Origin of the sequence: Streptomyces sp. NPDC047043, from assembly GCF_040644055.1 — a bacterium.
GTDB lineage: Bacteria > Actinomycetota > Actinomycetes > Streptomycetales > Streptomycetaceae > Streptomyces.
Genome location: NZ_JBEYVO010000001.1, coordinates 362,101 through 387,132 on the forward strand (window position 1 = coordinate 362,101; position 25,032 = coordinate 387,132).

The 25,032-nt window shown below is 70.8% G+C and carries 24 protein-coding genes and 1 pseudogene; 8 read left to right on the top strand and 17 right to left on the bottom strand.

The window, feature by feature from the left end:
• The 3 genes from ABZ880_RS01735 to ABZ880_RS01745 form a co-directional block, all read right to left on the bottom strand.
• Entirely contained in the window at positions 1-921 is a 921-nt protein-coding gene (locus ABZ880_RS01735) for a sugar kinase (protein ID WP_361255855.1), read from the bottom strand.
• 41 nt (positions 922-962) lie between these two features.
• Complete coding sequence (locus ABZ880_RS01740) at positions 963-1,583, bottom strand: bifunctional 4-hydroxy-2-oxoglutarate aldolase/2-dehydro-3-deoxy-phosphogluconate aldolase (RefSeq protein WP_361255110.1); 621 nt, start codon at positions 1,581-1,583, stop codon at positions 963-965.
• 105 nt (positions 1,584-1,688) lie between these two features.
• Entirely contained in the window at positions 1,689-2,426 is a 738-nt protein-coding gene (locus ABZ880_RS01745; protein WP_361255113.1) for a FadR/GntR family transcriptional regulator, read from the bottom strand.
• 312 nt (positions 2,427-2,738) lie between these two features.
• Between ABZ880_RS01745 and ABZ880_RS01750 the strand changes: the two genes are divergently transcribed.
• The 3 genes from ABZ880_RS01750 to ABZ880_RS01760 are packed head-to-tail and all read left to right on the top strand — an operon-like array spanning position 2,739 to position 6,189.
• Positions 2,739-4,919 carry a glycoside hydrolase domain-containing protein gene (locus tag ABZ880_RS01750; RefSeq protein ID WP_361255116.1) on the top strand — a complete coding sequence of 727 codons (2,181 nt, stop codon included), beginning with the start codon at positions 2,739-2,741 and terminating at the stop codon, positions 4,917-4,919.
• A gap of 58 nt (positions 4,920-4,977) precedes the next feature.
• Complete coding sequence (locus tag ABZ880_RS01755) at positions 4,978-5,661, top strand: hypothetical protein (protein WP_361255119.1); 684 nt, start codon at positions 4,978-4,980, stop codon at positions 5,659-5,661.
• A gap of 60 nt (positions 5,662-5,721) precedes the next feature.
• Positions 5,722-6,189 (top strand): hypothetical protein, encoded by a 468-nt coding sequence (locus ABZ880_RS01760; RefSeq protein ID WP_361255122.1) that lies wholly within the window; start codon positions 5,722-5,724, stop codon positions 6,187-6,189.
• A gap of 136 nt (positions 6,190-6,325) precedes the next feature.
• On the opposite strand, the gene ABZ880_RS01765 is transcribed toward ABZ880_RS01760, so the two are convergent.
• From ABZ880_RS01765 to mftA, 7 genes are all read right to left on the bottom strand, one after another.
• Positions 6,326-7,462, bottom strand: coding sequence for an NAD(P)/FAD-dependent oxidoreductase (locus tag ABZ880_RS01765; RefSeq protein WP_361255125.1), 1,137 nt, complete (start codon positions 7,460-7,462; stop codon positions 6,326-6,328).
• Between the two features lie 434 nt (positions 7,463-7,896).
• Positions 7,897-9,282 carry a mycofactocin biosynthesis glycosyltransferase MftF gene (gene mftF, locus ABZ880_RS01770; protein WP_361255128.1) on the bottom strand — a complete coding sequence of 462 codons (1,386 nt, stop codon included), beginning with the start codon at positions 9,280-9,282 and terminating at the stop codon, positions 7,897-7,899.
• Positions 9,279-10,016, bottom strand: a complete 738-nt coding sequence (gene mftE / locus ABZ880_RS01775; protein WP_361255131.1) for a mycofactocin biosynthesis peptidyl-dipeptidase MftE — start codon at positions 10,014-10,016, stop codon at positions 9,279-9,281. Before mftE ends, mftF begins: the two co-directional genes overlap by 4 nt.
• A gap of 2 nt (positions 10,017-10,018) precedes the next feature.
• Positions 10,019-11,230, bottom strand: a complete 1,212-nt coding sequence (gene mftD, locus ABZ880_RS01780; protein ID WP_361255134.1) for a pre-mycofactocin synthase MftD — start codon at positions 11,228-11,230, stop codon at positions 10,019-10,021.
• On the bottom strand, positions 11,223-12,425 hold the full coding sequence (mftC, locus tag ABZ880_RS01785) for a mycofactocin radical SAM maturase (protein WP_361255137.1): 1,203 nt from the start codon (positions 12,423-12,425) through the stop codon (positions 11,223-11,225). Before mftC ends, mftD begins: the two co-directional genes overlap by 8 nt.
• On the bottom strand, positions 12,422-12,688 hold the full coding sequence (gene mftB / locus ABZ880_RS01790; protein WP_361255140.1) for a mycofactocin biosynthesis chaperone MftB: 267 nt from the start codon (positions 12,686-12,688) through the stop codon (positions 12,422-12,424). Before mftB ends, mftC begins: the two co-directional genes overlap by 4 nt.
• 22 nt (positions 12,689-12,710) lie before the next feature.
• Positions 12,711-12,851, bottom strand: coding sequence for a mycofactocin precursor MftA (mftA, locus tag ABZ880_RS01795; protein ID WP_361255143.1), 141 nt, complete (start codon positions 12,849-12,851; stop codon positions 12,711-12,713).
• Positions 12,852-12,990: 139 nt separating this feature from the next.
• Here mftA and mftG point away from each other — a divergent pair, with 139 nt between their 5' ends.
• Positions 12,991-14,565, top strand: a complete 1,575-nt coding sequence (gene mftG / locus ABZ880_RS01800; RefSeq protein WP_361255146.1) for a mycofactocin system GMC family oxidoreductase MftG — start codon at positions 12,991-12,993, stop codon at positions 14,563-14,565.
• A gap of 410 nt (positions 14,566-14,975) precedes the next feature.
• Here mftG and ABZ880_RS01805 read toward each other — a convergent pair whose 3' ends face one another.
• Positions 14,976-15,698, bottom strand: a complete 723-nt coding sequence (locus tag ABZ880_RS01805; RefSeq protein WP_361255149.1) for an alpha/beta hydrolase — start codon at positions 15,696-15,698, stop codon at positions 14,976-14,978.
• A 395-nt stretch (positions 15,699-16,093) separates the two neighbouring features.
• On the opposite strand from ABZ880_RS01805, the gene ABZ880_RS01810 reads away from it, so the two are divergent.
• Together ABZ880_RS01810 and ABZ880_RS01815 are read left to right on the top strand one after the other, a co-directional pair.
• Positions 16,094-16,627, top strand: coding sequence for a DinB family protein (locus ABZ880_RS01810; protein WP_361255152.1), 534 nt, complete (start codon positions 16,094-16,096; stop codon positions 16,625-16,627).
• 584 nt (positions 16,628-17,211) lie between these two features.
• Complete coding sequence (locus ABZ880_RS01815; protein WP_361255155.1) at positions 17,212-17,814, top strand: hypothetical protein; 603 nt, start codon at positions 17,212-17,214, stop codon at positions 17,812-17,814.
• Positions 17,815-17,870: 56 nt separating this feature from the next.
• Here the strand turns inward: ABZ880_RS01815 and ABZ880_RS01820 are convergent, their stop codons facing one another.
• From ABZ880_RS01820 to ABZ880_RS01840, 5 genes and pseudogenes are all read right to left on the bottom strand, one after another.
• Entirely contained in the window at positions 17,871-18,359 is a 489-nt protein-coding gene (locus tag ABZ880_RS01820; RefSeq protein ID WP_361255158.1) for a hypothetical protein, read from the bottom strand.
• Positions 18,360-18,656: 297 nt separating this feature from the next.
• Positions 18,657-19,289 carry a mycofactocin system transcriptional regulator gene (gene mftR, locus ABZ880_RS01825; protein ID WP_361255161.1) on the bottom strand — a complete coding sequence of 211 codons (633 nt, stop codon included), beginning with the start codon at positions 19,287-19,289 and terminating at the stop codon, positions 18,657-18,659.
• A gap of 238 nt (positions 19,290-19,527) precedes the next feature.
• A complete protein-coding gene (locus tag ABZ880_RS01830) occupies positions 19,528-20,895 on the bottom strand; it encodes a CoA transferase (RefSeq protein ID WP_361255163.1) in 1,368 nt (455 codons plus the stop codon).
• 182 nt (positions 20,896-21,077) lie between these two features.
• Positions 21,078-21,244 (bottom strand): annotated as a pseudogene (locus tag ABZ880_RS01835) (MFS transporter); the annotation flags it as partial.
• Positions 21,245-21,623: 379 nt separating this feature from the next.
• Entirely contained in the window at positions 21,624-22,022 is a 399-nt protein-coding gene (locus tag ABZ880_RS01840) for a VOC family protein (RefSeq protein WP_361255166.1), read from the bottom strand.
• A gap of 98 nt (positions 22,023-22,120) precedes the next feature.
• On the opposite strand from ABZ880_RS01840, the gene ABZ880_RS01845 reads away from it, so the two are divergent.
• Positions 22,121-23,110, top strand: a complete 990-nt coding sequence (locus tag ABZ880_RS01845) for a YafY family protein (protein ID WP_361255169.1) — start codon at positions 22,121-22,123, stop codon at positions 23,108-23,110.
• 357 nt (positions 23,111-23,467) lie between these two features.
• The gene (locus tag ABZ880_RS01850) at positions 23,468-23,860 is read left to right on the top strand and encodes a cupin domain-containing protein (RefSeq protein WP_361255172.1); all 393 of its coding nucleotides are present in this window, start codon (positions 23,468-23,470) and stop codon (positions 23,858-23,860) included.
• A 161-nt stretch (positions 23,861-24,021) separates the two neighbouring features.
• Here ABZ880_RS01850 and ABZ880_RS01855 read toward each other — a convergent pair whose 3' ends face one another.
• Complete coding sequence (locus ABZ880_RS01855) at positions 24,022-24,939, bottom strand: LLM class F420-dependent oxidoreductase (RefSeq protein WP_361255175.1); 918 nt, start codon at positions 24,937-24,939, stop codon at positions 24,022-24,024.
• Positions 24,940-25,032 lie beyond the last annotated feature (93 nt).

The following is a 25,032-nucleotide window of genomic DNA, read 5'->3' on the forward strand; positions in this document are numbered from 1 at the left end:
TCAGCGGATGGTCGTGCCGTCGGGCTGGTCGAACAGGCCGAGTTCGTGCCGGGTCGGCAGGCCCTCCCAGTCGCCCCGGGTGGCGACGGCGAAGGCCGCGGTCGTGACGCCCCGGTGCAGACGCGCCGGGATGTCCGCGCCGTCGAGGAGTCCGGAGAGGTATCCGGCCACGAAGGCGTCGCCCGCGCCGACCAGGTCGACGGCGTCAACTTGCCGAGCGGCGCGGTCAGTTGTCCCCTCGGCGGTGAAGGTGGTCGCGCCACGTCCACCGCGCTTGATGACCACCTCGTCGACACCTGCAGCCAGGACACTGCGCGTCGCTTCGGATTCGCCCGCGCCGGGCTCGTCCACCACCAGCGGCAGCTCGTCCTCGGAGGCGATGAGCAAGGTGGTGTGGGCCAGCAGCGGCCGCAGGGTCGTGCGGGCCTGGTCCGAAGTCCACAGCCGGGAGCGGTAGTTGACGTCGAGGCAAACCGTAATGCCGGCCTCGCGCGCCGCAGTGGCGGCGGCCAGGACGGCCTCGGCCGCCGACGGGCCGAGCGCCGGTGTGATGCCGGTCAGGTGCAGGATGCGGGTTCCGGGAGCTAGCGAGGGCAGTACGTCGGCCGGTGAGACGGCCGAACCGGCCGAACCGGTGCGGTAGTAGCTGACCCGGGTCAGGGTGCCGAGGCGGGGTTCGGTCAACAGCAGTCCGGTGGGCCGGCCGGTGTCGTCGGTGACTGCGTGGTCGGTGTCGATGTTCTCGGCGCGCAGCGTGCGCAGCACCAGGGCGCCGAGTTCGTCCGCGCCGACCCGGCCGGCCCAGCGGACGCGGTGCCCAAGCCGGGCGAGACCGATGGCGACGTTGGACTCGGCTCCCGCCACGGACAGGCCGAGACTGCCGCCCAGCCGCAGCGCACCCTGGGCCCGCAGCGCCGCCATCGTCTCGCCGAAGGTCACGACCTCGGGTGGAGGGGGTGTCGTCACGGCGTCTCCCCGGCCGCTACCTTGCGGAACTCGGCCGCGCGGGCGCGGAGTTGGTCCAGATCGCCGCCGTCGGCCGCGTCCCCGACGAGCGGTGAGCCGACACCGACGGCGAGGGCGCCCCGGTCGAGGTATTCGCGGGCGGCCTGTGCGTCCACTCCGCCGACGGGCACGAAGGGCACCTCGGGGAACGGGTCGCGCAGGGCCTTCAGATAGGCGGGGCCGCCGAGGGAGCCGGGGAAGAGTTTGATCGCGTCGGCGCCCCGCGCGAGGGCCGTTTCGATCTCGGTCGGTGTCAGGGCGCCCATCAGCACGGGGATGCCGTACGGCTGCAGCCCGTCGACCAGGGCCGGGGTGACGAGGTACGAGGCGCCGGCGTCCACGGCCCGGGCGGCGTCCTCGGCCGTGCGCACGGTTCCGGCGCCCAGGAGTGCGTCGGGGCCGAGTCCGGCGCGCGCCTGCCTGATCACGGTCAGGGCGTCGGCGGTGGTCAGCGAGACCTCGATGGCCTCGATGCTCTCCTCGGTGAGGGTGCGTACGGTACGCAGGGCGGCGGCGGGATCCTTGCCGCGGACGATCGCCAGCAGGCGGTGGGATCGGAGAGATTCCACGAGGTTCATGGGAGCGGGCTTTCCTTGTGCGTGAGGTTCAGGGGCGGTCGGTGACTCACGATTCGGTGAACAGCCGGCGCGGAGCCACCAGGAATGTCGCAAGTCCGGTGATTTTCAGGGAACTTCCTTCGGCAGCGGGTCGGTCCCGGCTTCGTCCTGGTCCGCCCGTACGGCCGCCAGGTCGTCGGAGGCCTGCGCCAGCAGTGACTCGACGGCGGCCACGGCGGCGTCCGGGTCGCCCGCCTCCACTGCGTCCAGCAGCTCCTGGTGCACGGGGATGGAGTCGGAGAAATGCCGGGCGCCGTGCACGATCCGGTCGCGGACGCGCAGACCGGCCTCGATGACGACCTCCATCCGACTGAGCAGTTCGTTGTGCGCGGCCTCCAGCAGGGCGCGGTGGAAGGCCAGGTCGGCCTCGACCATCGCGTCCGCGTCCGTACCCGCCGCCGCCATCGCCTCCAGCGCCTGCCGCATCGCGTCCAGGTCGTCAGCGGTACGGCGGGCCGCGGCGAGCCTGGCTCCGGCGGGCTCGACTATCGCGCGGACCTCGGCGAGGTCCTCCAGGAAGCCGTCGGTCGGCGCGCTGCTGCCCTGCCAGCGCAGCAGGTCGCTGTCGAGCAGGTTCCAGTCGGCGCGGGGCCGGATGGTCGTACCGCGCTTCTGCTTGGACTCGAGCAGGCCCTTGGAGGCCAGCACGCGCATCGCCTCGCGCACCACGGTCTTGCTGACGCCGAGCTCGGTCTCGAACCCGACCGGGTCCACCACGGAGCCCGGAGGGTAGTCGCCGCGGACGATGCGCCGGCCCAACTCCTCCACGGCCTGGCCGTGCAGCCCCTTGGGGGGACGGGTCACCACGTTCTCCGTTTCCGCCCAGGCCCTGTCGGACGTCGTTTCGCACCACTCACGAGGACTCCTTCATGACGCTCCATCCTCCATCGGCCATCAGGCCCTCCACCTGCCCCCACCATAACTGTTTCAATTAATTATGAATATATCTGAACCGGGGGTGGCGGCAGTCGGCGAGAGGTGCGTGGCAGAGGCCGCACACATGGCAACTCCCCCACGATTAGACCCAGTTCGAATTGATTGCCGGACCCGTCGCCCGTCGTCGAGGCTTTGGGCGCACCGCTGAGCCGTCCGAGCCCGGTGCGGGGGGAGCCGGCCATGGCCGACGAGATGGTGGAACAGGCTCAGAGATTCATCAACTCCTACAACGTCGACGGCATCCCGAAGGTGGAGGTCAACGGCAGGACCAGCTGGACGGTGATGTACGCGCTGACCCGCGCACTCCAGTACGAGCTGGGCCTGACCACTCTCGCCGACAGCTTCGGTCCGGCCACGCTGGCGGCCCTGCAGTCCCGCTTTCCCGTCATCGACGCCGGCACCCGGCACGGCAACGTCTACCGGATCGTGCAGTCGGGCCTGTACTGCAAGGGATACGACGGCGACGAGATCAACGGTGACTACACGGAACGCGTCGCGCAGGCCGTGACCAAGCTCAAGCGGAACATGGGCGTCGACGGTGTCTACCCTGGGAACGGGCTGACCCCCAAGGTCTTCAAGGCCCTGCTGACCATGGACGCCTACGTGGTCGTGGAGGGCGGCACGGACGCCATACGCACCGTGCAGCAGTGGCTCAACGGCCGCTACGTCGGCCGCCGGGACTTCTTCGTGATCCCCTGCGACGGCAACTTCTCCCGGGACGTACAGAAGGCCCTCGTCTATGCCATCCAGTACGAGCTCGGCATGAGCGACGACGTCGCCACCGGCGCCCTCGGCCCCGCCACGAGACAGGGACTGCGCCAGCACACGGTGGCCGAGGGATCCACCGGCACCTGGGTCAGTCTGTTCAGCGCGGCCATGCTCTTCAACCGGCGACCCGGCGCCACCTTCACCGGCAGCTTCGACGCCGGGCTCGCGGCCCGGGTGAGGGACTTCCAGAGCTTCGTACGGCTTGCCGTCAACGGCCAGGGCGACTTCCCGACCTGGGCCTCCCTCCTGGTGTCCACGGGCGACAGCACCCGCGCGGGCACCGCCTGCGACACCGTCACCGAAGTCACCGCCGCCCGCGCGGCGGCTCTGTACGCGGCCGGCTACCGCTACGTCGGGCGCTATCTCTCCAACGTGCCGGGCTCCACCCTCAACAAGCAGCTCCAGCCCGGCGAACTCAAGGTCATCGCCGCGCATGGCCTGAACGTCTTCCCCATCTACCAGACCTACGGCGGCGAAGCGGCCTACTTCCGTCGCGCGCAAGGCATCGCCGACGCCCACGCGGCGATCCAGCGCGCCCGCCACTACGGTTTCAGGCCCGGCACCCGCATCTATATCGCCGTGGACTTCGACGCCCTCGACCACGAGGTGACCGACAGCGTCCTGCCTCATTTCCGGGGCATCAAGGCCACCATCGACGAGTACGGCCCCGAGTACCGCATCGGTATCTACGCCCCGCGCAACGTGTGCAGCCGAGTCGGCGCCGAGGGGCTGACCACGGCAAGCTTCCTCTCGGACATGTCCACGGGTTTCTCCGGGAACCTCGGCTACCCCCATCCCGTCGACTGGTCGTTCGACCAGATCGCCACCATCTCCGTGGGCGCGGCCGAAGGCGCCATCACGATCGACAACGACATCGCCTCCGGCCGTGACGAGGGGCAGAGCAGTTTCCTCGAGGAGGACGACGACAGCCACCTGGACGGCCGGTTCGACAAGACGTTCCAGGGCGTGCTCCTGGCCGACGTGCAGAACTACCTCGTCAACTCGATGGGGGTGCCCGAGCAGGGCGGTGACGGCGGTCTGTCCCTCAGTACCCGCACCACCACCCAGTCGTTCCAGGCGGTGATGGACCTGGACTGGCTGACCACGTCCCTCTCCCGTACCTACGGCATGCGCAAGGCCCTCATCCAGTGCCCGCTGCTGTGGGAGATCCGGGCCTACAACATCGGCGACAAGGCCGCGGACGACGCCGTGGAAGCAGGCCTGAAGGACGACAGCAGCACGGGCCTCGGGCAGATCTTCGCGGCCACCGGCATCCGGTCCCGCAACTACTGCGTGCGCGCGGGGATCATCACCGGCCGCATCATGGACGCCGGCAACTCCGACGACCTCGAAACCATGTGGCGCAGCCTCCACGACGACGACGTGTACAACGTCAGCACCATCCCGGCCGTCCTCGTCGAGGGAGCCGCCGACATCGGCGTCGCACGTCCGTCCGTCTCCAGCAGTGACGACGACAGCCGAAGGATCATGGGCCGGTACAACGGGACCGGCGACGGCGCCGAGCGCTACGGCAACGCGATGATCGGCCTCTTCGCCGTCTTCGAGAAGTACAACCGTCTCTTCCGCGACTGACCGCGGCCCATCCACACCCTCCCAGGCCCATCCACGCCGTCCCAACGGAGGCAACGCCATGGCCTTACCCGACCCTGCCCTGCCGCGGCGCCTGCTGCTGCGCACCGCCGCCGGACTCGTATGCGCCGCCGGGACCGTCCCCGCCCTGGCCACCGCTGCCGCGGCGACGGACGGACCCGGCCCTCCGTCACCGGCCCGCAGAGCCGGGCTGCGCCCCCGAGCACGGGCGCGCACCGGCAGCAACAGCGCGAACGGCTGGCCGATGGAGAAGGGGGCCGACATCGGAGGCGCCATATGGAACAGGGCAGTACCGGGCACCGGTGCCATGGTCGCGGTGCGGCTCGGCGCGGTCTCCACGGTGCTCGTCCATGTGATCAGCCGCTACCACTACGAGGTCGAAGCGCTCGGACCGGACGACGTCCTCGGCTTCCAGGCGCCCCACGGTCTGGACGGCTATCGGACCAACTACGCCTCGGGCACCGCCGTCGCCATCCGCCCGGGTGCCCATCCACCGGGCGCGACCGGATCGCTCTTCCCCGTCCAACGTGCCGCCGTCGCCGACATCCTCACCGACTGCGCGGGAGTGGTGCGTTGGGGCGGCCGCTTCCGCACCCCCGACGAGGCCCACTTCCACATCGACGTACCCCCGTCCGACGAACGCCTCGCACGGCTCGCCGACCGGATCGGACGACGCAACGGGACGCCCGGGCAGGGCCCGGGAACGCCCGCCGTGCGGGGCTGAGAGTCACTTTCGCACCACCCGGGGCGCACGCCCACGGGACCCGACCATGAGGAGACACCAGTGAGGAACACCGCGAAGTCCGTGGCCGCAGCGTTGGCCGCCACAGCGGCGGCCGTCGTCACGGCCCTGGGCGTCACCGCCGCCCCGGCCTCGGCCGCACCGTCCGGGGCGCAGTACGACACGGCCTGCAACGTCACCTACTCCTACATACCGGCCGGAGCCCACCACGGCGCGGGCGAGGTGAACTACTGCCGTCTGTGGGGCGGCAGCATCGGGGTGCGCTCGGCGCCCGGGTCGAGCACCCGCGTCGGCACCATCAACAGCGCCAACACCAACTGGTTCCGCGGTGACACGCTGGGCCCGCAGTTCTGCTCCGGCAGCTACTGCAACGACGCCTGGGCCTTCACGGAGGCGGACAACGGCAACTGGGGCTGGGTGCCGGAGGTGTTCTTCTCCAGCTCCAACACCAGCTGGGACCCGAACCTGCGCAACTGCAACGCGTTTCCCGGTCTCTGCGCCCCCTTCTAGGGGCCCTGCCCGCCGGACCTGACACCACGACACACGGAGCCGCAGCGCCTTTTGCGCCGCGGCTCCGTGTGTCGGCAACCATGGAATCACTCGCCTTCGGCCGCCGGCGTCGACCGGGCTGGCCTCGCTCGGCGGCTCAGGGGGTCTGCTCGGCCTGGGTGAACGCGGCGACCAGGGCGTGGGCCGTGTTGTTCTCGGAGTCGATCCGGTGGATCTCGGCGCCTTCGAAGGTGGCGATCTCGGCGGCACGGGTGAACATGGCCTGCTCGTACTCGGTGAGCGCGGCGTCGACGTCTTCGGGGTGAGCGGCGAGGGCCTTGCCGAGTTCGGCACCGTCGAGCGTGGCCAGGTTGGCGCCTTCGCCGTTCGGGGCCGCGAGGTGGGCGGCGTCGCCGACCAGGGTCACGCCCGGCACCCTGTCCCACCGGTGCTCGGCGGGCAGGGCGTAGTGGGGGCGCAGGACCGGTGCGGTGTCGCCGTCGGTGATCAGCGCGGTGAGCTCGGGTGCCCAGCCGTCGAACTCCCCGGCGATCCGGGCGGCCACCGCGGCGGGGTCGGTGAAATCGACGGCGGCGAACCAGTCCAGCGGCTTGGACAGCGCTATGTAGCTGTGCAGGGTGTCACCGCTCTCCCGGTGGGCGAAGATCTCCTTGCCCGGCGAGGGCGCCAACATGGACCCACCGCCGACCGCTTTCGCGGCGGCCGGGTGCCGGGTGTCCGCGTCGAACAGGTAGGTCTCGACGAACGACGTTCCCACGTACGAGGGTGTGGCATCGCAGAGCAACGGCCGGACCCGCGACCACGCGCCGTCCGCACCGACCAGCATGCCGGTGACGACGGTGCCGCCGTCGGCGAAGGCCACCTCGTAGCGCCCCTCGCCGAGAGCGCGGGCGCCGCTGACCTTGTGCCCCCAGTGGACGGTGCCGGCCGGGAGCGAGTCGAGGAGGATCTGTCGCAGGTCGGCGCGCTGGACCTCGGGGCGTCCGCCGGTGCCGTCGTCGGGCTGGTCGAGCAGGACGGTCCCGTCCCGGTCGAGGACCCGCATCGCCAGGCGGCCCTCCAGGACGATGGCATGGAACTCGTCCATCAGACCGGCCGCCTCGAGGGCGAGTTGCCCGTTGTAGTCGTGGATGTCGAGCATTCCGCCCTGCGTGCGCGCCACCGGGGAGGATTCCGCCTCGTAGACCGTGACCGGGATGCCGTGGACGTGCAGGACGCGGGCCAAGGTGAGTCCGCCGAGTCCGGCGCCGATGATCGTGACGGGCGTGTGCATGGTGGCTCCTCGGGATCGGGGCCGCCCGGTGAGCTCCGGCCGGCCGTCTCCGGAAAGGTTCCGGGGCCCCGCCGACAAGGCGCCGACACCGGACCGACAGCCCCCGACAGGCGACCGACACCGCGCGGCGTACTTCCGTGATCTCGGGATGCCGGAGAAATTCCGCTTCCCCGCCGAGGGTGAGCCGCACCAGGTCGAGGTGAAGGCCGCGGGCGTCCGGATCGTGCTGGAGGCGAGCCTGTGACAGGTCCGACCGACTCACTGGACGGTCGTGTGCGATATGCCTGGCTGCGCGCCCGAGAGGCACCGCGTGAAGCTTGCGCAGGAACGCAGTTGAGCCATGCGGTTGGAGTCCTCGCTCAAGCTGGAGGCGGTCGGGAGCTAGATGTACGCCTTCGTCGCGGAGCACGCGCCGGGCGTCAAAGCCGACGGCTTCAGCGCGTGACCCGGGGGCGCAACGGCGCGCTGGAGCGCCCCTTGAGGGCGGAGAACCACACGCCGGCGCCGTAGGCGAGGTCGTCGAGGCGGCGGGCGAGGGCGTAGCGGAGAGGATCGAGGGTGGCCTGGTCTCGCCGGTATTCGAGTGCGATGTCGGCCAGAGCTGCAACCGCCGTTGCTCGGCGCGCCCGGCGGGAGAGCGTGCAGCCGACGGCCGTCAGCGGCCACCAGTGCCGGGTCAGCAGTGCGGAGGTCTGCGCCAGGGTGGCGAGGGCGCCGTTGCCGGTGAGGCGCACGGCCGACCGGTACGGATGATCGGTGCCGTCGAGCTTGCGGGCGATGCGCGCGGTGACGACGCCGAAGACGACCCCCGCGGCCGGGACCGACCAGCGGCGCTGGGCGAGCAGCGCGGCGGCGAACGCCATGCTCCACGGGGCGAACACGGCGGGTGCGATGTGCTCCGGGTGCCGCCGGGCGAGGGGCTGGGCCCCGGTGCCGTAGACGGCCTTTCGCAGCAACCAGTCCCCCACGCGGACGCGATGCTCGTGGGCGGCCCGCACGGCGGGCTCGTACCGCACGCGTCGGCCCGCCGCGACGAGCCGCCAGCACAGGTCGACGTCCTCGCCGACCCTCATGCGTTCGTCGAAGCCCTCCGCCAGCGCGTCCACCCGCGCCACGACGCAGGCCGAGGAGGCCCAGGAGACGGGAGTGCCGGGGCGCACCGCGGCCGGGTGGGCGCCGAGGTCGAGCGAGGAGCGGGCGTTCTCGTACCGTTCGATCCAGGTCGTGGCCGCGGTGGGCAGGCCGGTGATGCGGGGTACGGCCATGGCGACCCGTGGGTCGGCGAAGTGCCGTAGGAGGGTCGGGACCGTGTCGGGCTCCAGCACGATGTCGGAGTCGGCGAAGACCACGTACGGAGTGCTGACCAGGCGAAGTCCGGCATTGCGCGCTCCGGCGGGGCCGACGTTGGCGGGCAGGGCGATCAGCCGGGCGCCGTGCTCGGCTGCGACCTTGGCCACGGCGGCCGGGCGGTGCGAGGCGTCGTCGACCACGATCACGGGAGTGTCCGTGCCGATGCTCCGCAGGAGACGGTCGAGTTGGTGTGGGCGGTCGCGGACCGGTACGACGACCGTGTACCGGGGGTCGGGAGGCGACGGGAGCGAGTCGACGACGGGGTGGGCCATGCCGGTGTCGAGCAGCCGGTCCGCGAGGAGCGCGCTCGCCGCGTCGCGCACGGGGAGCGTCCTGCCGACGAGCCGCCGCCGGGCCTTCGGGGTCAGCCTGAGCAGCCGGGTCGGGAATCCGCCGAGAAGGGCCCGGCCGCCGTCAACTACCCGGGTGTGCCGGTCGAGTTGGACCACGCAGCCGAGGGGCAGTGTCATCGGCCCACCACGTTCGGGCGTGCCGCAGGATCGGTGAGGCGGCCCCGGGCGTCGACGGTCCAGGCGGTGATACGGCGGACCGTGGCGGACACCATCGCGTCCGTCGCCCGGCGCCCCTCCTCGGCCGACGCGCCGGCGGGATCGCCGAGCACACCGGAGGGCGAGACCGCGCGGACACCGTGGGCCATCAGGTCCGGCAGCAGGGCGGCCAGCGGTCGTGTGTCCCCGGCGACCGCGGCGTCGAGCCGTACGCGCTCCGGTGCCAGGTGCAGCATCAGGGAGGTCTCGGTACGGCCGGCGTGCGCGTCGCCGCCGGGTGTCCCGCACCCGGTCCAGGCGACGTCGTGGCCCTCCGTGCGCAGCAGTGCGAGGGCTGTGTCGAGGGTGGCGGTGTTGCCGCCGTGGCCGTTGACGAAGAAGATGCTGCCCGCCCACAGGGACAGCGAGCGCGTCAACTCCACGACCACCGCTCGCAGTGCCTCGTGCCCGATCGAGACGGTCCCCGGGAAGTCGGCGTGTTCGCCGCTCGCGCCGTACGCGAGCGGTGGTGCCACCAGTGGTGGACCCGGCAGGGCGTCGGCCGCCCGCCGCGCGACGGCGTGGGCGATCACGGTGTCGGTGTCGAGCGGGAGGTGCGGGCCGTGCTGTTCGGTGGAGCCGACCGGGACCAGGACGAGCGCACGGGGCGGGACGTCCGGCCAGACGGCGTCGGCCAGCACTTGATGTACCGCCATGGTCAGGCGTCCGAGGTGGGGCGTGCGGCCGGTGCGTTTCCGCCGCCCAGGGTCAGTGGGAAGCCCGTGGGTATCACCAGGTCTTCGGGCGTCAACTCGTGGACGGAGGAGTGCCCGAGGCCGAGGACGGCCGAGTCGAGCCCGCCGCGCAGGATGTCCAGCACGTTCTCGACACCGGCCTGTCCGTTCGCCGCCAGGCCCCAGAGGTAGGCGCGGCCGATCAGGACGGCGCGGGCGCCGAGGGCGAGTGCCTTGGCCACGTCGCCGCCACGGCGGACACCGCCGTCCAGCAGGACCTCGACCTGGTCGCCGACCGCTTCGGCGATGGAGGGGAGGATCCGGATGGTGGCCGGCGTGGTGTCCAGGTTGTTGCCTCCGTGATTGGACACGGACAGGGCCGAAACCCCGGCGTCGACCGCACGCCTGGCGTCGTCCACCCGGGTCACGCCCTTGAGGAGGAAGGGGCCGCCCCACTCCTCCCGCAGCCACTTGACGTCGTCCCAGGTGGGCGGCGGGGTCTGCATCCACTCGCCGTAGGCGCCGAAGAAGGTCGGGGCCGCGCCGCCGGGAGCCCGCAGGTTGGGCACGGTGAGGTCGGGGAGGCGGCCGGACCGGGCGTACTTCCAAAGCCAGCCGGGCCTTGGCAGTACGTCGGGGGCGAACCGCAGCATGGTCCTGAGGTCGAGCTTGTCCGGGATGGCGGGGCTGCCCCAGTCGCGTCCGTGGGAGAAGGACCAGTCGAGGGTGACGATGAGCGCCTTGGCGCCCGCGGCCCTGGCCCGGTCCATGCGCTGCACCATGGTTTCGCGGGTGCCGCTCCAGTACAGCTGGAAGAAGAAGTCGGGCTGGGCGCCGGCCACTTCCTCAACCGGCCTGCCGGCGAAGGAACTCAGGCCCATGATGACGCCCCGGCTCGCCGCGGCGCGCGCCACCGCGACCTCCCCGTCCGGGTCGACCGCCTGCACACCGGTCGGCGAGATGAGTACGGGAAGGGCGGTGGGTACGCCCAGGACGGTCGTGGACAGGTCGCGCTCCGCGTGATGGCCCACGACCCGTGGAGCGAAGCCCAGTTCGGCGAAGGCCGCAATGTTGCTCTCGATCGTGCGGCCCCGCTCCGAACCGGCGACGAGCGCGCCGTAGACCGAGCTGGGCAGTTGCTTCTTCGCCCTGCGCTGCGCCTCGGCGACCGTCTCGAACCAAGGGTTCCTACGCATGTGCCCCGCCCTTTCCCGTCGATGTCAGGTCGAGCCCGGCCAGCGGGTCCTCGGCGCAGTCGCTCACCGGAGGCCGGCGGGTGAGGACGAGGTCCACGGTTCGGCGGGAATGATCGCCGGACGGCTTGGGCACCCGGGTCCCCTCGCGGTGGGCCAGCAGCTCCTTCCCGTACCCCTGCACGCACTCGGGATCGGGGCCGTCCAGCGGCAGCCCGGTGAAGAACTTCGCGGCCATGCAGCCGCCCTTGCAGGAGTCGTAGAACGCGCAGGAGGCGCAGGCCCCGCCGTGCTGCGGGGTGCGCAGGCGGTGGAACAGTTCCGAGTCACGCCACACCCGGCGGAAGCCTCCCGGCTCGCGTACGTTGCCGGCGAGGAACTCCTGGTGGATGGCGAACGGGCAGGCGTAGACGTCGCCGACCGGGTCGATCAGGCAGACGACGCGTCCGGCACCGCACAGGTTGAGGCCGGGCAGGGCCTGGCCGTATGCGGAGAGGTGGAAGAAGGAGTCCCCGGTCAACACGTTCTCGCCGTGCGCCAACAGCCAGTCGTACAGCTCGCGTTGCTGCGCGGCCGTCGGGTGCAGGTCGTCCCAGACGTCGGCGCCGCGTCCGGAGGGGCGCAGCCGGGTCAGGCGCAGTTGGGCGCCGAAGCGGTCGGCGAGTGCCTTGAAGTCGTCGAGCTGGGGGATGTTGTGGCGGGTGCAGACCACGGAGATCTTGAAGGTCTTCATGCCGGCGGCGGCCAGGTTCTCCAGGGCCCTGAGCGCCGTGGCGTACGAACCCGTCCCGCGCACCGCGTCGTTGACGTCGGCGGTGGCGCCGTCGAGCGAGATCTGGATGTCGACGTAGTCGTTGCGGGCGAGGAGTTCGGCGGCCTCGGGGGTGATCCGGACGCCGTTGGTGGAGAACTTGACGCCCACGTGATGTGCCGTGGCGTACTCCAGGAGCTCCCAGAAGTCCGACCGGACCGTGGGCTCGCCGCCGCCGATGTTGACGTAGAAGACCTGCATGGCCTCCAGTTCGTCGATGACGGCCTTGGCCTCTGCGGTGGTCAGCTCGCGCGGGTCGCGTCGGCCGGAGCTGGACAGGCAGTGGGCGCAGGACAGGTTGCAGCCGTAGGTCAGTTCCCAGGTGAGACAGATCGGCGCGTCGAGCCCGTGCTCGAACAGGTCGACCAGCCGCGACGTGGCGGTCATGAGGTCCTCCCTACGACCATCGACGACTCGGCGAGTGCGGCCAACGCCCGTCCGTACCGCGGAAGTTCGGCCTCGTGGACGCCGGCGGCCAGACAGGCGGCGCGGGCCGTCCGGGTGTCGGCCAGGTGCTGGACGACCGCGAGGAGCCGGCGGTCCTTGAGGAACGTCAGCCTGCGGGTGCCGAAGTGGTAGAGCAGCGCACCGAAGGGTTCCGGCCGCACCGAGACCTGCGGGTGCAGGTCCCAGGCTCGGTCGAGGTCCATGCCGGTCATGGGGCCGCGCCGCCTAGTAGACGCCGCACATGCCGTCGATGGAGATCTCCTCCAGGAGATCGTCGGCCTCGATCAGCGAGGCCGGTGCCTCGGCCTGGTCGGCCTCGGTCACGGTGACGGTTTCTTCGGACGGGACGGAGCGGAGTTCGTTCATGCGACTCTCCCTGGGCATTCCTTCCGGATGCCGGGAGATTAATGGCACCGGGTGTCAAAAGTGAAGAGGTCTGCGCCGTCCAGTCGTTCGGCGGGGAACTGTTGCGCGGGGCGACCATGGCGTCTTCAATCAGTTGCGCATGAAGCAGACCGAGTACGCGCGCGGGCGGAGCCGCCGGCCGGACGTCATCGTGGTGGGCGCCGGCGGCAGCGGTGCCGCTCTCGCGGCGCGGCTCAGCGAGGACCCCGACCGCACGGTGCTGGTGCTGGAGGCGGGCCCGGCGCCGCGCCATCTGTCGGCGTTCCCACCCGAGTTGCTCGACGCACGGCTCGTCCCCGGAGCGCAGCTTGGGCACATGGCCGTCCAGCCGTACGCCGTGCACCTCACGCCGACGCGTCCGTACACGGTCGCGCGCGGACGCTGGCTCGGCGGCTCGACCACCGTCAACGGCGGCTACTTCGTCCGTGCCCGGCGGGCGGACTTCGACCGCTGGTCGGCCGTGGGCGGCGCGGCCTGGTCCTACGACCGGGTGCTTCCGTTCCTCCGCGCTCTGGAGACCGACCTCGACCACCGGGCCGACGCGCTGCACGGCGACCGCGGGCCAATACCCGTCCGCCGTACGGACCTTCACCATCCCGCCGCCGTCGCGTTCCGGGCGGCCGCTCACCGGCTGGGCTTTCCCGAGGAACCGGACAAGAACGCCCAGGATCCGCCGGGGTTCGGCCCGGTGCCGTCCAACGCCGTGGACGGCGTGCGCGTGAATACCGGTATCAGCTGTCTCCTGGGTGCGTCCGGCCGCCCCAACCTCCTGGTGGAAGGGGACAGTACGGTCCTCCGGGTCGTCGTCGAGCGCGGCCGCGCGACCGGCGTGGAAGTCGAGCGACACGGGCGCCGCCGGATCGTGCGCGGTGGCGAAGTGGTGCTCTGCGCTGGGGCGTTCCGCTCCCCTCACCTGCTGCATCTGTCGGGAATCGGGCCGTGCCGCGAGCTGGAGGCCCTCGGCATTCCTGTCGTACGGGACGCTCCCGCGGTCGGGGCCGGGTTCGGCGACCACCCTCAGGTGGTGCTGGAGTGGATGCCCCGCCGTCCCCTGCCGGAGCCCGCCGGCTCGTGGCTCGGCGGGGTGCTGCACCTGTCCTCGACGGACGGGGATCACGCGGGCGACCTGGAGATCCTGCAGACCCTCGTCCCCATGGCAGGACTGACGAACGGGAAGGTGTCCGTTCCCGGTGCGCCCCTCGCGTTCCTCGCCTCCGTCCAGACACCGCGGGCAAGCGGCCGGATGCGGACTCGTTCCGCCGATCCCGCGACGCCTCCGAGCGTCGACTACGGCTACCTGGCGACCACGGAGGACAGACGGCGCATGCGCGAAGTGGTGCGCGTCACCGCCGAGTTGGTCGCCACGAGTGAATTCGCGGAGGCCTCGGGCGGGCTCACGGAGCCGGTGGCGGACGTACTGAACGACGACCGTCTGCTGGACGAGTGGATCCTGGAGCATCTGGGCACGTCCCAGCACACCTGCGGCACGGTTCCGCTGGGCCCCGCCGACGATCCCCGGTCCGCCGTCGACCCCTACGGAAGCGTGCACGGCATCGACGGTCTGCGGGTCGCGGACACATCCATCCTGCCGACGCCCCCGCTGCGGGGCCCGGCAGCCACCGCCGTCCTCATCGGCGAACTCGTCGCGGACGGGATGCGGCGCGGGCTGGGGTGAACCGTTCCGCCCCCCGGACGATGTGGACGGCGGTCAGTCGGCCTTGAGCTCCGGCGGGTACCGGATGCAATCGGCCGCTGACCCCGACCTGGGCGGCCTCCGCCCACGGCGGCCTGGTCGAACACCGTCCCGGTGAAGGGAGGTTGTACGGATTCACCCCGGCCCGGGCGCCGGTGCTCGGGCCGGTCGCCTGCCCGGCGATCCGCAGGGCACGGCCGCGTGCCCCAGGACGTGGGCCCAGCTGATGAAGACGCCGGGCCGAGCGCCGCCCCGACCGGCCGGTACCGCCACCCTCGGGACGGCTGTGCGGCCGCCGGAAACCGCCATCGAGGAGGGCCGGGACCTGTCCTCGATGAGCGGCATCCTGGCCGGCACCGCCTACCGTCAACTGCCGGTATGGCGGACCGGCCTCACTTCAGGTGCCGGCCGTAGAACCGGTTCGCGTCCTCCCCCTCGAACCACGGGGTGCCGGTGTGCCCGCCCATATTGGCGTGCAGCGTCTTCTCCTTGGTGCCGAAGGCGTCGAAGAGGTCCAAGGCGCGCTGACGGGGGTTCCCCTCGTCGTCCCACTGCAGCAGCATCAGCAGCGGAATGGTGACCTGCCGGGCCTCTTCGCGCTGGGCACGGGGCACGAAACCCCCGGCGAAGAAACCGGCGGCGACGATGCGCGGCTCGACCACCGCAAGCCGGATGCCGAGGGCCATCCACCCCGAGTACCCGACCGGGCCGCCGACCTCGGGCAGCGCAAGGAGGGCGTCCAGGGTGATCCGCCATTCCGGGGCCGCGTTTTCGACCAGCGGGCCGACGAGGGACTCGAAGATCTCGTCGACCGGCTCGCCGGCCTGCATCGCCCGGCGGAGCTCGGCGCGGGCCTGCTCGACGGCCGCGGAACGGGGCCGGTCCCCGCACTCGGCGGCGTCGATGGTGGCCACCGCGTAGCCGTTCGCCGCGGTGTGCCGACCGCGGGCCACCAGCCGGGCTTGCCCCTTGGGCAGGCCGTTGTTGTGGGCCATCAGGATCAGCGGGGCCGGTGCGGCGGATCCAGGCGTCCACAGGGTGCCGGGGATCTCGCCGAGGGTGAAGTCGCGCTCGAGGACGCCGTCGTCGAGGCGCTGTTCGGAAGTGAATTGCATGGTCGTGCCTTTCGGGAGTGCACGCGAACGGCGCTCCCGGACGACCTATCGCCCGACCGTGACCCCAGAGGGGAGCACCCATGTCAGTAGTGTGTTCACGGGTACCACCTCCTCGTTCTCTCGCACGGCCTCCGGAAAGCTAGCAGTGGTCGCCGTGGTCCGCCAACGGCTTTTGCGGGGTGAGGCAGCTCCTGGTCAAGGAAGGTGCCCGGACCGACACGACTTCTGATCCGTAGCTCTACGAGATCGGTCAAGGGAGGTCATACAGGCAGTCGTTCGGCTCCCTCAGGTTGCTGTGGGTCATGGTCGGTTGCTGTGGTTGCTGTACTTCTCTGCCGTGCAGCGGGATGTCCCTATCAGGATCGGGCGTTGACCTCGCTTGCGACAATGCACCTATGACTGACGCCTCTGGACCGCAGGCCTTCGCTTCGCCGCTCAAACCCGTCGACCTGCGCACCATCGCGCCTGAACGTGAGGCCTTGGCCGGGTGGCTCGATTACCACCGCGCCGAGTTGCTGAGGAAGCTCGACGGGTTGACCGAGGAACAGGCTGCCCGGCGCGTCGTTCCGTCCCTCACCACCTTGCACGGAATGGTGCGGCACCTCACCAAGGTCGAGTTTGTCTGGTTCATCAACGTCATCCAGCAGAGCGAGGAACCCGCGCCCTTCGGTTGGCCGAAGCGCCGGGAGGGTGACTTCCTGTTGGACGACGGCGCGACACTGGCTGAGGACGTCGCGCGCTACCTGGCCGCTTGTGAGCGCAGCCGTGAGATCTTCGCCGGGGTTTCACTGGATGATGTGTGCACGCACCACCGATTTGGGGATCTCGACGTGCGTTGCATCATGATGCACATGATCAGGGAATACGCCCAACACAACGGCCACGCGGACGTCATCCGCGAGCTCATCGACGGCACTACGCAGAGCTGAACGCCGATTCGTCCCGATCGTGGCCACGCAGTCGGTGGAGTCTCATTGGGCGTGGCAGGACGGACGCGGGGGTGGGCGTTGCTCACGGTCTTCAGATGCCTCGAGTGTGACGCGCCGCTCTCGGCGAGCCTTCGACGCGCGAGATGGCAGCCCCTGGCGCGCATCTCGGGCAGGGAGCACTACACGTACGGGCCGTCCACGGTGCCGCGAGGATCTTTCATGCTCGACCCCGCTCCGTCCGGGGTGTCTTACGGGGAGGCGGACTTGGAGGGGTGGCTGACTGCCGTCGTCAACCCTCTCGACAGCGTGCTGCTCCGACCGCACGTCGACTCCGCGCGTCGGGTTGGCTGCTGCCGCCCCGACGGCTCCGCCGGCCCCAATCTGGTGTGCAGCCGCTGCGGAGCCGAGGTGGGCATCGAAGTAGCGGACTGCTGGACGGAGTTCGATGTCCGTCTCCTGCTCCCCAGAGTTGTGCAGGACACCACCGATGCGACTGGGCAGGGTCCGCAGGTCTGACGCGGTAAGCCACGCTCCCGCTGCCAACTCAGGTGCCGAAGTGGCCCCCTTCGCGTTAGCGTGCGCCGGTGATCAGTGAAGAGGGAACGCGTCTGGGCGCGGAGGCCGCACGTCGCCTGGCACAGACAGGTCTCTACGAATTCGAGCCGGGACTGACGGACGCCGAGTTCGCGAACATTGAACGCGAGTACGGCTTCGAGTTCGCGGACGACCACCGTTCGTTCCTCGCAGCCGGCCTTCCTGTCAATGTTCCCCCCGAGGAGGGGCAGACCTGGTCCATGCCTTGGCCCGAGTGGCGCAGCGAGGATCCGGCCAGGCTGCGCGAGCGGCTCAACTGGCCGGTCGAGGGAGTCCTCTTCGACGTCGAGCACAACAGCTTCTGGTACGAGGCCTGGGGTGAGCGCCCGTCCGATGACGCGGCCGCCCTGGCCACGGCACGGCTCCATCTTGCAGATGTGCCGGTGCTCGTACCGGTGTATGGCCACCGATACCTTCCCGCCGGCCGGGGAAGCTTCGGGCATCCGGTGCTCTCGATGTGGCAGACCGACATCATCTACTACGGGCTGGACCTGGTCGACTACATGCACCAGGAGTTCGATGAGGCACGCGGCGACGTCGACGAGAGTTGGAACCCGAAAGCGACAGCCCCCTTCTGGCGGGACCTTCTCTGACCAGGGACTCCTGGACAACAACGGCTGTCCACACGGGACGCGGTCTGGCGGGTTGGTCAGTCGTGCCGCGAACCCGGCACGCCGATATCGGATCCGAGCTCGGTGGAGGCGGTCAACGAGTGGGCCGCGCTCCTGAGATCGTTCTCCCATCCCGGCAGCTCGTCGGGGCTGATCCATTCGCTGTAGTCCGCTGCGACGGAGAGGAACTGCGTCTCCTCCGGGGTACGGGCTGCGACTGTCATCGACAGCCGGTCGGCTACGTCCTTCGGGCTCAGTTCGCCTTTTGCGAGACCCAACGCAAGGTGCACGAGGAGGCAGCGGCCGGCTGTCTCCTCGTCGGGGAGGGGTATACCGAGCTCGTGCAGTGCTTGGACGTACCGTTCACGGATCTCGGTCGCGTCGCTCCTGCGTGGCAAGCCGGCCAGTTCGCGCAGGGAAGGGGAATCACGCCCGTCGACGAGTGCATGAGCAGCGAGCATCGGGAGCTCGTCGGATGGGAGTACCTCCGCCACATACTGCCAAGCGCTCTGCTGCAACCGGTCCATGCGCCCATCGTGGGAGCGACGAGACGTCTTGGCCAGCCGATTGCTGCTGTGGTCTCGGCTTCTTCTTGCTCTGGAAGTCGTAGCGGGGGGCGCGTGGGGGCTTCCAGGCTGCGGGCCTTCTCCTCGGTGCTGTCGAGGTCGAGGGAGGCGACGGCGTCAAGGAAGCGACGGCTGGACGCTCGTTGACCAGAGCATCAGGACACCGGATCTGGGCAGCACGTTCGGGCGGCTGGATCGTCTTCCTGTGCAGGGGCGACGTGCCGGGCTCGCGCAGCAGGGACGTCTCCCCCGTCCGCACTACGCGCGAAGGCCGAGGTCTCCGTATCCGGTCGCCAGCTGTCGGATGGCCAGATCCAGCAGGGCGCTCAGGTCGGCGTCCTCGTCGGTCAGCCACTGCTCGTACGCGGCGACGCATGCGGCCAGGACGGTGCTGCCGATGAGCCGGGGCAGCATGTCGGACGCCGGCCGGCCCAGGCGGCGGGCGGCGAAGTCCGTGACCAGTGCACGCCACGACGCGTAGCGCACGGCCGAGTCAGCCTGCAGCGTCGGCACACGCAGGATGAGGGCCATGCGCTGCCGGTGCCAGGGCACCACCGCGGGGTCGAACCGGTTGAACTCGACGACCGCCTCGCGCAGCGCGTCCATCATCGGCGTGTCAGGGGCGGCCGCCGCCAGCAGGGCATCGAGCCTGGCCAGCTGCGCTTCGAAGTCGCCCCACACGAGGTCGTTCTTGGAGGCGAAGTAGCGGAAGAAAGTGCGCCGGCCGATACCCGCCACGTCGGCGATGTCATCGACCGTCGTGCCGTCGAATCCCTGCTCCGCGAACAGCTCGAAGCCCAGTCGCTCGAGCACGGCCCGTGACGTCGCGCGCGGCCGGCCCGTCCGGGCGGATCCCGCACAGGCCGCCACGTCGCTGCGAAGCGACTCCATCCCCGGTCCCCTCCTTCGCCACAGGCGCTGCGCACGACGACCGGCCGTCCGGTCCGTGCGTCGTCGGCTGCCATCCTCGCATCGCCCGGCATCGCCCGCTGCGTCCACCGGACCGCCTCCGGCAAGGCCGACGGCTCCCTGAGCGGCGACTGACGGTGCCGCGATGGGCAGTTGGCCAGCTGCGGCATCGCTGTGGCCGGTCGCGCTCACGCGGCGGAGCCGTATATCGCTGCCGGGCTCATCGGCAAGATGATCGGCCGCCGAGTTCAGCGACTCGGCTGAGGATCCGGGCCGTGTCGGCGCCCATCGCGGGCGCCTCCCCTTCCGGCGTCGGCGCGCGCGGCGGAAGGACCTCCTGCGTGCGGCCTGACGCCTGACACTCCACCACCCATTCGTCGGCAGCGGTCCGCCGTACCGGATGCGGACCGTGGTCGGCCAGGGAGCTCGCGGCGAAGGCAGCCGCGATGTCCCGCATGGAGACGTCGATCAGGTGTCCCCCGCCGCAGGCCAGAGAACCCGTCACGCCCAGTGCCGCGACGACGCCGGTCAGCGGATCGGCCACCGCGTCCGCGCAGAACACCGGGTCGCCGTCGGCGGACCGGCCGACCAGTCCGCCTGCGACCGCCGCATCGTCGCCGAAGGCGACCCGGTCGGGATGGCTGCGGCCGTACCCGGTGATGCTCACCCACACCTTGCCCGCCCGATGCTCGAGCCGTTCCGGAGCCAGCCCGAGTTGGGCGAGCGCACGCGGCCGGGACGCCTCGATCACCACGTCGGCAGCCCGGACCAACTCGGCGAGCGCGCTTCGTCCTTCGGGCAGGGTGAAGTCGACGGCGACACTCTCATGACCGGCATGCAGCCAGTCGTAGAACCGCCGGTTCCCGGCACGGGCACCGTCCGGACGCCGGGTGCTCTCCACCTTGACCACCCTCGCTCCGGCCAGTCCGAGCAGGCGGGCGCACAGTGGGCCGGCCCAGAGCGAGGAGAGGTCCACGACGAGGGCGCCCCTCGGCCGTGCATCTTCGTTGGGCGGGGCGATTGTGGACACCTGCCATGGCACGTCGACAGGAGGAGGCTCGTACGGCAGAGCAGCCGCGGGAACGCCGAACTGCCGGACGTGACCGGCGAATTCGCTCGCTTTCGCGCCGCGTACGGCAGCAGTGAGCTCCTCCCAAGGGTCGGTCACGTCGGCGCGGCCCAGCATCGCCGGAACAAGTTCGAGGTCGTCCGGCCGGCTCAGGGTCACCGCGCACCATCCGTCCGCAGCCCGGAGCAGCCGGGTCGCGCCGCCCGCGGACGTACGGCCGCGGCGGGTGAGGTTCATTGCGCCTGCTCGGGCGCCGAGAATGGTGGCAGGGTCAAGGAGGATCGGGCGACCGGCGATTTGCGCCAGGGCGGTGCCTGTCTCCGCCAGGAGAGCCGTCATGGGTCCGGGTGACAGGACGGGCGGGCCGTCCGCCTCACCGGTCAGCGCCATGGCGCCGCAAGCGGCCCAGTCGAGATGGGGGCAACCGGAGGCGGGGGCGGCAGCGGGCGGGAGTGAGGGGGCGCCCAGGGTGCGGAGCCACCGCCGGACGGACTCGGCGGGATCGCCTGGCACGGTCATCGCCACTCCTCCATGGGTGTCGTCCTACTCATCCGCATCAGCCACGGCATTGTCCTTCGCGGCTGGCGCTACGCGCCCGAAGGAGACGGCCCGTTCCCGACCATGGTGATGGCCGCCGGATTCGCCGGCGACAAGCTCGGCGGCCCCATGGACGAACTCGCCGAGCGCTTCCAGGCTGGGGACTGCAGACGGCCCGCCACACCGGCCAGTTCCACCTCGGCGTTGCCGAGGATGACCTCGGTGACGCCGACCATGATCGGTGCGAGGCCGAGCAGGGTGACGACATCAGGGTGGCGTTCGCGCCAGAGTCGGTGCCCAGGGTGGAGAGCCCGAACACGGCCGCGGACGTCAGGAGCATGCTGCGACGACCAGGGGGCGTGAGTCCGTCACCGTGTGGTGATCGACAGGAGATCGGCGCTGCGATCCCAGAACTGTCGGGCCAGGTCGCGGTCTTGGGCCTGTTCGGCGGAGGGTGCCGGCTTGCGCTTCTCGTGGTACTTCGCTGATCTCGGCCGCCGTGGCGCGCACCTTCTGGGCGAGCTCCGCCTCGGCCTCCGGGTAGACGCGGGAGGCGAGGGCGGCCACGCTTCCGCAGACACAAGCGCAGACGTCCTTCGAGGGTCAGCGGTGCGTTCCGACGTCCCCTGCTGGTGGCAGCCCTGGACTCGGCGCCGTTCACCGGGAGCCCCGGGATCTCAGGGCTCCCGCATGAGCGGCCGTGCGTGGCGTCAGCGTGCGAACTTTTCGATGGCCGCCGGGGTGACGGGGGTGAAGAAGTTGACGAGGTTGCCGTCGGGGTCACGGAACAGCAGCGACCGGTTGCCCCAGGGCATCGTGGTGGGCCCGTTGACGAAGTCGGTGACGAAGCCGGTCAGGTTCCGGTGCACGCGGTCCACGTCGTCGACGAGGAACTCGGTGATCACGCTGTGGTTGTCTGCCGGGCGGGCAGAGCCCGGGGCGAACAGCGGGACGGTGCGGGTGCCGGCGATCGCGAGGGTGGCGCCCACGGTCTTGAGTTCGGCGAAGTCCTCGGTGGCCCACGTCGCCCGCGCCCCGGTGGCTCGCTCGTAGAACTCGACGAGGCGCGCTACGTCGCTGGTGATGATGCGGATCGAGACGAAGTCCATGGGGATCTCCTTGGCTGTGCTGGAGGCGAGCCGTGCACGTCGCAGGCTAGGAGAAATAGGGGACAGAATCGGTCCTGTATTCGCGTTAGGCTGCGCACATGCCTCGACCCACCGGCCGCGTGCTGACACTCCTGGAGCTGCTGCAGTCGGGCGGCACCCGGACGGTGGCCGAACTCGCCGACTGGCTCGGCGTCGAAGGACGCACCGTGCGCCGGTATGTAAACCAGCTGATCGACCTGGACGTGCCCGTGGAATCGGTGCGCGGCCGCTACGGCGGGTACCGGCTCGCCCCCGGCTACCGCCTGCCTCCCCTCATGCTCAGCGACGACGAGGCGCTGGCCGTGCTGCTCGGCCTGGTCGCCGGCCGCCGGGCGGGGTTGACGACGGCGGATCGCACGGCGAGCGAGACGGCATCGGCGAAGATCCGCCGGGTGCTGCCCAAGCACATCGCCCGCCGGCTCGACACACTCCTGGAGGCCGTCGCCTTCACGGATCAGCCCGCCGATTTCGACACCCCGGACGCCGAGGTCCTGCTCACCATCGCCGATGCGGTGCGCCACCGCCGACCGGTGTCGATCCGCTACACCGACCGCGACGGACGGCGCAGCGAACGCACGCTGCACGCGTACGGGGTCGTCGCCCATGCGGGCCGGTGGTACGTCACGGGCCAGGACGCCCAGGTCGGCGCGGACCGAACCTTCCGGCTCGATCGCATCGCAGACGCGCGGACCCTGCCCGGCTCATTCGAAGCGCCCACGGGTCCCGATCCGGCACAGCGCCTGTTGTCGGCCTTCGCCACGGCCGCGTACCGGCACGAGGTGACCCTGCGGATCCACGGGACGGTCGAGCAGATCCGCGCCCGCCTTCCCGCCGGCGTGGCGAGCCTGGAGGAGTACGCGCCCGTGGCAGGCGAGGACCGGGAGACCGAGCGCTGGCTGCGCGTCGAGCTGCGGGCGGAGCGGCTCGACTGGTTGCCTCCGCTACTCGCCTCACTCGACCGGCCGTTCGCCATCGAGCGCCCCGATGAACTGCGCGACCTCGTCATCGCACTCGCCGATCGCCTCGCGTCCTATGCCCGCCAAGCCTGACCGCGACTAACCAATGTCATGAGACAGCACAGCTGGACGACCTCGGACTGGGCGGCGATGATGTGCCCTCCCCCAAGTCCTCGACACAGCCACGCCGTTCGCTGGCCGGAACCGACGCCATCGCGCTTTCCAGCATGAGCAGTTCGAGCACGTCTCGCCCCGTCGCCCGCACGCCGCTGGCGCTGTGGCCTGTTGCAAATGGGCCGGCAGCCGCAGCCGCTCCGTCGACCTGCGCATCCATCGCATCCGCCGAAGGCTCGGCCCGCGCTCAGCGTCCCTGCTCACCATGGAGCGGGGCGTAGGCTTCCGCCTGCGTGCGGCCCCCGCTCCGGCCGATCCGTGGAAGGGCAAATGCCGATGAGTAGACCCGAATCCGAGTTCCACCGTCCCTCGGCACCCTGGAGGCGGCCGCCCGGCGCGCCGGTCGGCGTGTGGGAGCAGGTACTGGCCGTGGATCCGGAGACGGGGGACGCCACCGTGCTGCAGCGGTACGAACCGGGGACGGACACCAGTGCGCAAGGCACCGTCACGCACGAGTACTTCGAGGAGGTGTACATCCTGGACGGCTCCCTCACCGACCTGCGCCTCGGCGAGACGTTCGCCGCAGGGACGTACGCGTACCGGCACCCGGGGATGGAGCACGGGCCGTGGACGAGCCCGGAGGGCGTGATGATGTTCGTGATCCGCAGCCATACGTCCACCCCGGGCAGCCGCGGCCACGACGGCGTTGCCTCCCCCGGCGTGCCCTAGGGCTCTTCTGATGGATCTCCGTGGGAGAAGGAGCGGCGTTCGGTGGGTGCTCTCGGCGTGCCGGGCGGAAGCCCTCGTAGCGGAGCTACTAGGGCTTTTGACCGGTGCGGCGAGAGGGCGTGCCGGGCGTCACGACGCCGCGGAGATCCATCAGAAGGGCCCTAGCCGCCCGCCAGCTCCCCGAGCAGCTTCCAGGTGCGGCGGCGGTCCTCCTCGCCGCCCAGGTCCGTCGCGGTGAACACCACCTCCGTCGCCCCCGCCTCGCGATACCGGCGTACCTCGGCGGCGACGGTCTCCTCGTCGCCGATCGCGGCCAGGTCGGCGGCCCGGGTGGCGCCGGAGAGCGCGATGACGCGTTGGTAGGAGGGGAACTGCTCGTAGAAGGCGAGGGTCTCGGTCGCGGTCCCCCGTACCGCCTCGGTGTCCGCGGTGACCACACCCGGTACGAAGGCGACGATCCGGGGTGCCGGCCTGCCCGCCGCCTCCGCCGCGGCCGTGACGGCCGGGACGATGTGCTCGGCGAGGGCGCGCGGGCCGGCCAGCAACGGCAGGATGCCGTCGGCGAGTTCGCCGGAGAGGCGCAGTGCCTGCGGTGCCATGGCGGCGACCAGGATCGGCACGGGCGGTTCGGCTCCCGGTACCGACGCCGGCAGCGGGGTGGTGGCGGTCAGCAGTTCTCCGTGGAAGTCGGCGCTGCCCGTCTCCACGAGTTGGCGCAAGGCGGTGAGGAACTCGCGGAGACGGCGGATCGGCCGCTCGTACGGGATGCCGAAACCGGTCTCGGTCAGGTGCTTGGTGCCGAGGGCCAGGCCGAGGTGGTAGCGGCCGCCGGTGGTGGCCTGGGCCGTCTGGGCCTGGCTGGAGACGAGCAGCGGATGGCGGCCGAAGACGGGGATCGCAGCGGTCCCGACCTGCAGTCCGGGCACCTCGCGGCCGACGATCGCGGCGAGCGAGGGCGAGTCGTAGGCGAAGGTCTGTCCGAACCACGCGGAGTGCAGTCCGAACTCGTGGGCCTCCCGGGCGAGTTGCACCGTGGGATCGATCCGGTACTGGAGAGGAAGTGCTACGCCGATGGTCATACACGGCTCAACCGGCAGATACGCGAGGGGCATTCCGGCTCCCGCCTGTCAGGCGTGTGACAGCACTTGTTGACCTTGCCCCAAGGGAAGCCC